Raw genomic sequence first — 11,041 nt, 5'->3', positions numbered from 1 at the left:
CGCCGCGGGGGCCGGGTCGGGCCGGTCCCGCCGGTCGTCGGCCGCGGTCACCGGCGGGACGCCACCATGGATGCGGCGTAGCTTCTGGGCGTGCCGCTGAGCAAGGCCCCACGTTCGATGCCGCTTATGTTCCCGACGGAACTGCTCCGTTGCCGGACAATACCGCCGAGACCTGGTGCGGTCACGCATGGCAGCCAATTCTGTGCGATTGAAGAATGACAGCTGCCCCATGTCATTGATTATCCCCGACCTCGCCCGGAATTACCGCCCCGGACGGTAATGGCAATGTCAAATGGTGCACGCTCATACCGCAGACCGCGATCGCCGGCACGAGGTTCATCGCGACGCTAAGTGATCGACGGTTCCAGGGTGCTGCCCGGTCAGGCCTGACCGGCGACGCGGTCGACGGGTTCGGCAAACTCCGGCCCAACCTATTGACGGTCACCCTAAGTCGTGGTGCGCCAGCGCCCGACTTATCGAAAACGATCTCTAGACGGCGTCCGGGGTGTGCCGCTTGCCGAAGAGGCGCAGCGCCAGGTACAGCGGCAGCCCGATGGGCGACAGCAGGATCGTCAGCACCAGCACGGGCGCCACGAGCAGCGGATGCAGCCCCCGGGCCCGGCTGTCGAGGTAGATCCACCGGCCCACGAACAGGTCCCACGCCAGCACCTGGGCCCACACCGCGGCCACCACCTCGTCCCGCGCCAGCAGCTCCCGCAGGCCCTCGAGGTCCGGGCTCAGCATCTCCCGGGCGAAGTCGCCGAACGCCGGCGCGATCGCGAGCGCCCACACCACCAGCGTGGGAAGCGCGATGAGCGGCGAGGAGACGATCGCGCGGGTCCACCGCCACGTGGGCAAGAGGATCATGAGGGCCCAGAACGGTACCGCCGCCAGAAATGCCAGCTGGAAGAGCGTCGTCATCACGAGAACGCCCTCGCCGGGACCCGCGCCGGGGTGTCGATGGCGGCCCGGGCGGCGCCGGCCAGGCTCAGCGTGAGCAGCACGCCGGCCGCGCCGAGGGTCGACGCGTCGGGGTGGACCAACGGCTGGCCGCGCAGCGCCTGCCAGGTGGCGAGGGTGGTCAGGCCGGCGTAGCAGAAGCCGGCCACCCCGATCAGCCGGATGCGCACCCGGTCGGCCCGCAGGCGGGCGATGCGGCGGCCGGCCAGGCTCAGCAGCAGCGCGAACAGCGGCAGGGCCTGCAGCGCGTGCATGCCGATGAAGTGGCCGGCCCGCAGGTCGCCGCCCGTGGTGCTCCAGTTGACCAGCGGCAGGCCGGGGCCCCCGTCGGGCACGCCGACGCTGTGTGCGCCGACGATCGTCGGGCGGTCCTGGGCGAGTTCGGCCGCGCTCGGGATGGTCATCAGGAAGCCGACCGCCATGCCGCCGAGGGCGATGACGAGCCCGAGCCGTACCGCGAGCGCGCTGGCCCGGTCCGGCATGCGCTGCATCAGCAGGAGGATCGCGAGGATCAGGGTCGCCGCCCAGGCCACCGCGATCGTGGCGCCCATGACCTCGAACAGGGCGCCGTCGAGCGGGGTCTGGACGTTGAAGTGGCTGCGGTGCCCGCGGGCCGCCTGAGCGGCGATCACGGCGATCTCGATGAGCATCGTCGCCGCGATGACGGTGCCGAGCCACCAGCCGAAGCGCCGGCGTCGCTCGGCCAGCAGGCCGATCATGCACGCGATCGTGACCGCGTAGATCGCGATCGACACGGAGAACTTGAAGGGCTTGAGCCAGATCGGCACGCCGAGCAGCGTGCGGTCGTCGGCGACGATGCCGATCGCGGTGAGCAGGGCCAGCGCGGCCATGAGGCCGGCGAGGACGACGAGGGGTCGGTGAAGTCGGGCGACATGCATCGGACGCGCTCCGAAAAATGGATAGCGGTGCTGTCTGCTATTGGCAAGGTACGCTATCCATATCAAGGCCGGAAGGAGTCCCATGCGCATCGCCGAGCTGAGCCGGCGCACCGGCGTCCCGGTGCCGACGATCAAGTACTACCTGCGTGAGGGCCTGCTCCCGGCCGGGGAGCTGACCAGCCCGAACCAGGCCCGGTATGACGATCGCCACGTGCAGCGGCTGCGGCTCGTCCGGGTGCTGCTCGACATCGGCCGGTTACCGATCGCCACCATCCGGCAGCTGCTGGCGGCGCTCGACGAGCCCGACCCGGACGTGCACAAGGTGCTCGGCCACGCGCTGCCCTCGGCGGTGGGCAACAAGGACTCGATAGACCCGGATGTGGTACGGCGGGAGCGCGAACGCATCGACGAACTCGCGCTGCGGCGGGGCTGGCAGGTCGGGCACGACGCGCCGGCCCGGCAGGCCGCGGCCGAGGTGCTCGCCGCGTTCGAGCAGGTCGGGGCCGACGTGAGCACGCTGCTGGAGCAGTACGCCGACGCCGCCGAAACGATCGCGGACTATGACCTGCAGTTCGTCGGGCGGGCCGGCAACCCCGAGGGCATGCTCTACGCGGCGGTCGTCGGCTCCATCCTGGGCGACTCGTTGCTGGCCGCGCTGCGGCGCATGGCCCAGGAGCACGAGTCGGCCAAGAAGTTCGGTATTCGCGGGGACGACTGCTGAGGCTTCAGCTGGAGCGACTACAGTGCGCTGTGAATCGGCAGCGTCGCCAAGAGCGGGTACCTCCGGCTCGGCCCGCCCTTCCGTGGGGTCGAGCACGCAACCAGGAAGGCAAGATCAAGCATGCGTATCGGCGTACTGACCGGGGGCGGCGACTGCCCCGGCCTCAACGCGGTCATCCGTGCCGTGGTCCGCAAGGGGATCTCCACCTACGGCCACGAGTTCGTGGGCTTCCGTGACGGTTGGCGCGGTCCCCTGGAGGGCCTGACCCGCGAGCTGGGCATCGCCCAGGTCCGCGGCATCCTCCCGCGCGGCGGCACGATCCTCGGGTCGTCCCGCACCAACCCGTTCAAGATCGACGGTGGCGTGGAGAAGATCAAGTCGAACCTGGCCGACCTGGGCGTCGACGCCCTCGTCGCCATCGGCGGCGAGGACACCCTCGGCGTCGCCACCAAGCTGACGGAGCTGGGCGTCAACGTCGTCGGCGTGCCGAAGACGATCGACAACGACCTCGGCGCGACCGACTACACGTTCGGCTTCGACACCGCGGTGAACATCGCCATGGAGGCGATCGACCGGCTGCACACCACCGCCGAGTCGCACCACCGCACCCTCGTCGTCGAGGTCATGGGCCGCCACGCCGGCTGGATCGCCCTGCACGCCGGCCTGGCCGGTGGCGCCAACGTGATCCTGCTGCCGGAGCGGCAGTTCGACGTCGACCAGGTCGCCGGCTACGTCGAGAAGCGCTTCCAGACGCAGTACAGCCCGATCGTCGTCGTCGCCGAGGGCGCCCAGCCGCTCGACGGCCAGATGGTGCTGCACAACCAGGAGCTCGACTCCTTCGGCCACGTCCGCCTCGGCGGCATCGGCCAGTGGCTCGCCGAGCAGCTGGAGGCCAAGACCGGCAAGGAGGCCCGCACGGTCGTGCTCGGCCACATCCAGCGCGGCGGCACGCCCACCGCGTTCGACCGGGTCCTCGCCACCCGCTTCGGCCTGCAGGCGATCGACGCCGTGCACGAGGGCGACTTCGGCAAGATGGTCGCGCTCAGGAGCACCGACATCGTGCGCGTCCCGCTGGCCGACGCCACCCGCGAGCTCAAGACGGTCCCCGTCGAGCGGTACACCGAGGCCGAGGTCTTCTTCGGCTCCTGATCGCCCGTTCGAGGCCTGGGGCCGTCGCCGACGGCGGCCCCAGGCTCCGGCGTTTCCTTCTCCCCGGGAGTCTCCAGTGCGCACCATCGCGGTCTTCGGCGCCGGCAAGCTCGGCGAGGTCCTGCTGTCCGGCCTGCTGCGCGCGGGCTGGCCCGCGGAGAAGCTCCTGGCCACGGCGCGCCGCCCGGAGCGGGCTCAGGAGCTCTCGCAGCGGTACGGCATCCGCGTCGTGGACAACGAGAGCGCCCTGCTCGAGGCGGACGTGGTCACCGTCGCCGTGAAGCCCCAGGACGCCGGGGCCCTGCTGGCCGACCTCGGCCCGAAGATGCCCGAGGGCAAGCTCGTCGTGTCCCTGTGCGCCGGCCTGCCGACCGCGTTCTTCGCCAAGTACCTGCCCGAGGGCACCCCGGTCGTGCGGGTCATGACCAACACCCCGGCGCTGGTCGACGAGGCGATGACCGCCATCTCGGCCGGCTCGCACGCCACCGCCGAGCACCTCGCCGTGGCCGAGGAGATGTTCCGCCCGCTGGGCCGCACGATCCGCGTGCCGGAGTCGCAGCAGGACGCCGTCACCGCCTTGTCCGGTTCCGGCCCGGCGTATTTCTACTACCTCGTCGAGGCGATGACCGACGCCGGCATCCTGCTGGGCCTGCCCCGCCAGGTGGCGCACGACCTCATCGTGCAGACCGCCATCGGCTCGGCCGTCATGCTGCGCGAGTCCGGCGAGCACCCGGTCAAGCTGCGCGAGGCGGTCACCTCGCCGGCCGGCACCACGATCAACGCCATCCGCGAGCTGGAGAACCACGGCGTGCGGGCCGCGCTGCTGGCCGCCCTGGAGGCCGCCCGCGACCGCGCCCGGGAACTGGCCGCGCAGGGCTGAGCGCGTTTCGTCCCCGCCGGTCTACCATGCCGCGGTGACTTTCGTCTGTGCGTGCTGCGATGCGGAGCTCGGCGACGTCCCGACCGTGTGGGCGTTCTCGGCACCGGACTACTGGGGCGCCCCGGAGGCGGGCGGCGAGTCGTTCCTCGAGGACGAACTGTGCTGCATCCATGCGCCCGAGCTCGACGAGCTGCACTTCTTCATCCGCGGCCTGATCGAGATTCCGGTGCGCGGGTCGGAGGAGCTGCTGACGTACAACGTCTGGGTCAGCCTGAGCCCGGCCAACTTCGAGCGCGCCGTCTCGCGGTGGGACGACCCGGCCCGCGTGGAGGAGCAGCCCTACTTCGGCTGGCTCTCCAACAGCGTTCCGGGGTACCCCGACACGCTACGGCTCAAGACCCGGGTGCATACTCGGGAGCCGGGCCGGCGCCCCTTCGTCGAGCTGGAGCCGACCGACCACCCGCTGGCCGTCGAGCAGCGCGACGGCGTCGACGCCCATCGCCTCGCCGAGGTCGCCAAGGTCTGCGGCGGTTGAGGCGGGTTCATTCAGGCATTCACCGTTGTTGACCTCACCGCAGTGATCTACCTTGATTACCAACGGTTAGCTGAGATGTACACACGACGAACCCGGCGCACCCCCCACGCCCCCGTCGTGTAAACCGCGCCCGGCGGCTTCCCCACCTCCCCCCAGAGGTTCGCCGAGGACGCGGCGTAAGGCCCGCCGTCGGCCGCAAAGGTGGTCGACGGCGGCTTTGCGGGTGCTCCCCAGCCTTGCCGCCCGCCGTTCCGCCCCTTGCTGTGTCCCGCGTTTCGGTCCCTTGCGGTGCCTCGCGTTCTCGTCCCTTGCTGTGTGTCCCGCGTTCCCGTTCCTTGCTGTGCCGGTGCTCCCGTCCTGTCGTGTGCCGCGTCCCGGCCCCGCCGTGCGTTCGCGTTTCGTGCGCACCCGGGCGGCTTTGTCGGCACGCGCGGACGATTGAGGCAGAATGTTCCGGTGCGATTCGAGACGAGCCGAGCACTGGACGCGATCGAGCGACGACTGAACGTCGACCCGCTCGCCACCGGCGGCATCATCGACCTGGTGGAGGCGGCCCGCAGCGTCGACCTCGACGGCGGCCGCCCGGCGGCCCTGTTACGCCTGGGCCAGTTCATCGACGCCTTGAGCCGCCGCCTCGGCGACGGCAACACCGGTCTCTACGCCATCGCCGAACGCGGTGCGATGTCCGACACCGACTTCACCTCCAACGAGCGGATGGTCCTGCGCCGCTGGTCCGACGACGGCCTCATCGAGATGCTCCCGCCGGGCGCGAGGGTCAACGCCCGGGTGCGGGAGGTGGCCCACCTGACCGGCGTACCGGTGATCACCCGCTCCCCGCTGCCCGGCCACCCGGGCCCGGTGTACCTCGCCATCGCCGGCCAGGGCGGCCTGGAGCTGAGCCTGGCCCCCGCGATCGGCTCGACGCCGCGGCCGCATCCGGTGCTGCAGCGGTACTGGCGCTGCCCCGCCGCCGACTGCCCGGTCCTCGGCCGCGTCCCCGCGCAAGGCGCCGGCCAGGCCCCGCCGGCCCTGCCCAGCGGCGCCCCCATCTGCCCCCGCCACGGCGACCGCCTGATCGACGCCGGCCCCCGCCCACTGGCGATGGCCCTGGCGGTACGCATCAACGGCGTCGTCCGTTCCCGCTTCCTGGTGACGGCCGCCCGCCCCATGGTGGTGGGCCGCGCCCCGGATGACCCGTCGGGCGTGACCATCGGCAAGTGGCTCAACGACGAGTCGAGCCGCCGGGTGAGCCGCAACCACCTGCGCTTCGAGCTGCGCGACGGCATGCTCCTGGTCACCGACGTGAGCACCAACGGCGCCGCGATCCTGGCCCGCACCGGCCCGACGGCCCAGCCCCGCGAGGCCGACCTGCACCGCGGCGAGCCCAAGGCCCTGGGGGAGTGGGACGAGGTCGAGATCTACCCGGAGATCACGGTGGGCCGCGCCGACCGTCCGCCGGCCGACGCCCCGAGGGGCACCGCCCCGAACTCGGTGATGGCCGACGCCCCGACGATCGCCATGCGCCTGCCCCCGCCCCGCTGACGCCCGCCCGCCCGGCGACTTTCGGCCCTGTGCGGATAAGTCGGGCGCTCCGCGCCACGACTTATCCGACTTATCACCATTTTTCCGGTCGTCCCTTTTGGTGCCTTTGTCGGATTCCGAGCCGCGCGGCGCCGCAGCGCCCGCGCGAGGTGTGCCCGCGTGGACCGGATACCCCTAGTGGGTATATGGCGAACGCCACTGGTAAATGCGTTGTCGGCGAAGGAGGCGGCGCGTATCTTTCCAGACATGATCGCGACGACCGCCCTTCTGGAGCACGGCCACCTGGCCGGCTCGGCGGTCGCCTGGGCGCCTTCAGCGCTAGACGCGGCGCTAGAGGCCGGCCTGCGACGCTGACCCTCCTCCCGCAGCATCCTGCGGAACCGACGGAGGAGGGTGAGCCGGCCGAGCCGGACCGCCCTGAAGCAACCCAGCGCATCCGGCTCGCCTGAGGGTTCTGCACGTCCAGCCACAAATCCACTGTGGAGTGTCAGATGGCCAAGCAGGCGTTCACGAGGAACAAGCCTCATCTCAACATCGGCACGATGGGTCACGTCGACCACGGGAAGACGACCCTGACGGCCGCCATCACCAAGGTTCTCGCCGAGCGGTACCCGAACGTCAACCGCTACACGAGCTTCGAGGGCATCGACCGGGCGCCCGAGGAGATCACGCGCGGGATCACCATCAACATCGCGCACGTCGAGTACGAGACCGCGACCAGGCACTACGCGCACGTCGACATGCCCGGGCACGCCGACTACGTCAAGAACATGATCACCGGGGCGGCGCAGGTGGACGGGGCGATCCTCGTCGTCAGCGCCGTGGACGGGGTCATGCCGCAGACGCGGGAGCACGTGCTCCTGGCGCGGCGGATCGGGGTGCCGTACCTCGTCGTGGCCATGAACAAGGCCGACGCGGTTGACGACGTCGAGCTGCTCGACCTGGTCGAGCTCGAGGTCAGGGAGCTGCTGAACGAGTACGGTTTCCCGGGCGACGAGCTGCCGATCATCCGCACCAGCGCCCTCAAGGCTCTGGCGGGGGAGCCGGGTTGGGTCCGCAGCATCCAGGACCTGCTCGACGCCGTCGACGAGTACGTGCCGCTGCCCGAGCGGGTGACCGGCGAGCCGTTCCTCATGCCCATCGAGAGCGTGCTCACCATCACCGGGCGGGGCACCGTCGTCACCGGGTCGGTGGAGCGCGGCACGCTGGTGCTCAACACCCCCGTCGAGGTGGTCGGGCTGGGACCCACCCAGTCCAGCGTGGTCACCGGGATGGAGATGTTCGGCAAGCAGCTCGACACGGCCCAGGCCGGCGACAACGCGGCCCTGCTGCTGCGCGGCATCCGGCGCGGGGAGGTGCAGCGGGGCCAGGTGGTCGCGCTGCCCGGCTCGGTCGCGCCGCACCGGCGGTTCAAGGCCCACGTGTACGCGCTCACGACCAAGGAAGGCGGCCGGCACACGCCGTTCTTCGCCAACTACCGGCCGCAGTTCTACTTCCGTACCACGGACGTGATGGGGTCGGTGGACCTCGGCGAGGTGACGATGGTGATGCCCGGCGACACGGTCGACGTGACCGTCGAGCTCGGCAAGCCGATCGCGATGGACGTCGGCCTCGGCTTCGCCATCCGCGAGGGCGGCCGCACCGTCGGAGCGGGCACCGTGACGGAACTGCTGGACTGACCAAGCGGGCTCCGTGACGGAACTGCTAAACAGGCTCCGTGACGGAACTGCGGGGCTGACGGGAAGAGACCCGGAGGCGACTAGCGAAGCCGGGATTGGGAAGGGTGCGACCATGAGCGCCCTTCCCAATCTCACCAGCGACGACCACGTCCAGGGCCGGTCCGGCGCGGATCTCACCCTCGTCGAGTACGGCGACTACGAGTGCCCCGGCACGGGCCGGGCGTTCGGCGTCGTGGAGCGCCTCCAGCTCGCCTTCGGTCAACGGCTGCGCTTCGCCTTCCGGCACTTCCCGCTGGTCGACGAGTACCCGAGAGCGATGCCGGCCGCGCTGCTGGCGGAGGCGGCGGCCGACGCCGGGGCCTTCTGGGGCATGCACGCGCTGCTGCTCGCCCACCAGGACCGCCTCGAGGACGTCGACCTGGCCCGGTACGCCGAGCAGTTCGGCCTCCCCGACGCCGGCGGCACGCGGGCCCACCACGAACGGGTGGAGCGCGACATGGACAGCGGGAAGGCAAACGGCGTCGACGGTACCCCGGCCTTCTTCATCAACGGCGCCAGGCACCACGGCGGCCTGGAGTTCGACGTGCTCAGCGAGGCCCTGCACGCGAGGTCTGGGTGAGAAAAGGGTGAACCGTCTCGATTGCCCGATCGGTTACGGCTGCGCCACTCTAGGATCTTTGAGAATAAACACAGCCAATTTTGAGGTGAAGGAAGGTTGCCCCTAAGGGGAAGAGGGCAACCTAGGGGGGATGCGGAACCGGTACGTAGACCTCCTGCGAGCCGTCGCGATCCTCCGCGTGGTCACCTACCACACGCTCGGGTTCGCATGGCTGACGGTCGCCTTCCCGGCGATGGGCCTCATGTTCGCGCTCGGCGGCTCGCTGATGGCCGCCTCGCTCGACCGTTCCGGGATGAAGGCGATAGGCCGGCGCATACGTCGCATCGCGATCCCCTTCTGGGTGCTCGGGGTCTTCGCGATCGCGCTCATGTCGCTGTGGGGCGGCATGGAGTACGGCTGGCGGACGTTGCTGTGGTTCGTCCCGCTGGACGACCCGCCGACCACCGATCGCGGGGGCGTCTGGTTCAGCCAGATCTGGTACGTCCGTTCCTACCTCTGGTTCATCATCGCCTCGCCGGCGTTGCTCTGGCTGTTCCGCAAGTGGCCGATCCCGAGCGTGCTGGTCCCGTTCACCGTCCTGGTCGTCCTGTGGGAGACGGGCCACGGCGGCGGGGGCACGGTCCGCGACTTCTTCATGTACGCCCCGGCCTGGATGCTCGGCTTCGCCCACCATGACGGCACGCTGCAGCGCATCTCGAAGAAGGTCCTCTGGCCGGCGTGCCTGGTGATGGGTGGCATCGGGCTGGCCCTGCTCATCCACGAGCCCGGCCCCCGCGGGTACGACATGAACGACGTCCCGATCGCCGACACGCTGTGGTCGACGGCCTTCCTGCTGGTCATCCTCAACCTCGCGCCCGCCGCGATGTCGCTGGGCGCCGCCGAGCCCGCGGTCGAGGCGATCAACCGCCGGGCCCTGACGATCTACCTGTGGCACGAGGCCGCCATCACCTTCGTGCGCATGGTCGGCGTCTGGTTCGGCATCACCCTCGTCGGCGGGTACCACAACCTCGTCCAGCTCGGCATGGTCGCCGTCCTCGTCGTGCTGACGGTGTTCGGGTTCGGCTGGGTGGAGGACCTCGCCGCCCGCCGCAGGCCGCAGATCGTCCCGTTGCCGCGCCGCGCCCCCAGGCCTCGCTTGGAAGAGCGGCCGACGCCTGTACCGGCGTAAAGAACAACGCAAGCGCGACACGCCGACACTGGTCTTTGCTGGAGTTTGCTGGAACCGGCTACCGTGCCGTTCGTGTCCGAACCGATCGAGCTGCTCGAGCGCCGGATCGACCGGCTGCGCAGCGACCTGCGCCGCGCGGCCGTGGCGGGGGACCGGACACAGGCCAGGACGCTTCGCGCCGAGCTCCGTCGCGCGGAGCACGCCTGGGACGACGCGCTCGCCGAGCTGGAGGACCGGGCTCCCGCGGTACCGCGGCCACACCCCGCGCCCCCGATCCTCTCCATCCGTGAGCAGGTTCACCACGCGCTGACCCTGCTCACGGTGCCGGCGGCGCCGAAGCTCATCATCGCCGTCCACGACGCCTTCTTCCCGGGCGAGCTGGTGGCGGCCCGGCTGACCAGCCTGCGCCGGGACGAGGAACGCTCCTTCAAGGTCGCCCCGTTCGGGCGGCCGTACTATCTGTGCCCGGCCCTGACCGCCGACCTGCTCGCCCCCGCCCGGGGGCTGCTGGCCATCTCGACCTGGCCGCTGCAGACCCGGGTGGTCGGGCCGCTCAGCGCCCGGGTCGACTTCCTCATCGCCGCGATCAAGGTGGCCCAGCGGGTGGCCCAGCTGCCCGACGACGCCCACGACGCCCGCCGGCTGCTGTGGCGCTTCGCGGCGGGCATCCCCGGGGCCGCGGCGGCCGGCGGCGGTGCCGACCCGGCCACCGTGGCGGCCCAGGCCCAGGCCGAGCTGGACGTGCACGCCGAGTCCGACGCCGCGGACCGCGCCGCGGCGGCCGCGCGGGCCCAGGAACGGCTCGACGGCGCCGAGGCGCTCTTCGGCGCCCGGCTGCAGCGACTACGCAGAACCGCGAACTAGAACCACCCGCTTCCCCGAGATGAGA

At 70.9% G+C, this 11,041-nt stretch carries 11 protein-coding genes; 9 read left to right on the top strand and 2 right to left on the bottom strand.

Going from position 1 to position 11,041, the window contains the following annotated elements; translation table 11 throughout:
* Positions 1–489 precede the first annotated feature (489 nt).
* Both AB0M46_RS43320 and AB0M46_RS43315 read right to left on the bottom strand, forming a co-directional pair.
* Positions 490–921: an ABA4-like family protein gene (locus AB0M46_RS43320; protein ID WP_363345989.1), complete on the bottom strand. Its 432-nt coding sequence runs from the start codon at positions 919–921 to the stop codon at positions 490–492.
* The gene (locus tag AB0M46_RS43315; RefSeq protein ID WP_363345987.1) at positions 921–1,859 is read right to left on the bottom strand and encodes a hypothetical protein; all 939 of its coding nucleotides are present in this window, start codon (positions 1,857–1,859) and stop codon (positions 921–923) included. The genes AB0M46_RS43320 and AB0M46_RS43315 overlap by 1 nt, the downstream gene beginning before the upstream one ends.
* Positions 1,860–1,941: 82 nt before the next feature.
* On the opposite strand from AB0M46_RS43315, the gene AB0M46_RS43310 reads away from it, so the two are divergent.
* From AB0M46_RS43310 to AB0M46_RS43270, 9 genes are all read left to right on the top strand, one after another.
* Positions 1,942–2,580, top strand: coding sequence for a MerR family transcriptional regulator (locus AB0M46_RS43310; RefSeq protein WP_363345985.1), 639 nt, complete (start codon positions 1,942–1,944; stop codon positions 2,578–2,580).
* Between the two features lie 120 nt (positions 2,581–2,700).
* Complete coding sequence (locus tag AB0M46_RS43305; RefSeq protein WP_363345983.1) at positions 2,701–3,729, top strand: 6-phosphofructokinase; 1,029 nt, start codon at positions 2,701–2,703, stop codon at positions 3,727–3,729.
* 76 nt (positions 3,730–3,805) lie between these two features.
* Positions 3,806–4,609, top strand: a complete 804-nt coding sequence (proC, locus tag AB0M46_RS43300; protein WP_363345980.1) for a pyrroline-5-carboxylate reductase — start codon at positions 3,806–3,808, stop codon at positions 4,607–4,609.
* Positions 4,610–4,643: 34 nt separating this feature from the next.
* A complete protein-coding gene (locus tag AB0M46_RS43295; RefSeq protein WP_363345978.1) occupies positions 4,644–5,144 on the top strand; it encodes a DUF2199 domain-containing protein in 501 nt (166 codons plus the stop codon).
* Positions 5,145–5,600: 456 nt separating this feature from the next.
* Positions 5,601–6,686 carry an FHA domain-containing protein gene (locus tag AB0M46_RS43290; protein WP_363345976.1) on the top strand — a complete coding sequence of 362 codons (1,086 nt, stop codon included), beginning with the start codon at positions 5,601–5,603 and terminating at the stop codon, positions 6,684–6,686.
* 491 nt (positions 6,687–7,177) lie between these two features.
* Entirely contained in the window at positions 7,178–8,365 is a 1,188-nt protein-coding gene (gene tuf, locus AB0M46_RS43285; RefSeq protein ID WP_363345974.1) for an elongation factor Tu, read from the top strand.
* 112 nt (positions 8,366–8,477) lie between these two features.
* Complete coding sequence (locus tag AB0M46_RS43280) at positions 8,478–8,984, top strand: thioredoxin domain-containing protein (protein ID WP_363345972.1); 507 nt, start codon at positions 8,478–8,480, stop codon at positions 8,982–8,984.
* A 130-nt stretch (positions 8,985–9,114) separates the two neighbouring features.
* Positions 9,115–10,152 (top strand): acyltransferase, encoded by a 1,038-nt coding sequence (locus AB0M46_RS43275; protein ID WP_363345970.1) that lies wholly within the window; start codon positions 9,115–9,117, stop codon positions 10,150–10,152.
* 72 nt (positions 10,153–10,224) lie between these two features.
* The gene (locus tag AB0M46_RS43270) at positions 10,225–11,016 is read left to right on the top strand and encodes a hypothetical protein (protein ID WP_363345968.1); all 792 of its coding nucleotides are present in this window, start codon (positions 10,225–10,227) and stop codon (positions 11,014–11,016) included.
* Positions 11,017–11,041 lie beyond the last annotated feature (25 nt).

Source organism: Dactylosporangium sp. NPDC051485 (assembly GCF_040682015.1).
Taxonomy (GTDB): domain Bacteria; phylum Actinomycetota; class Actinomycetes; order Mycobacteriales; family Micromonosporaceae; genus Dactylosporangium.
Note: the sequence above shows the minus strand (reverse complement) of the source record. Positions and strands in the feature narration are given on the sequence as shown.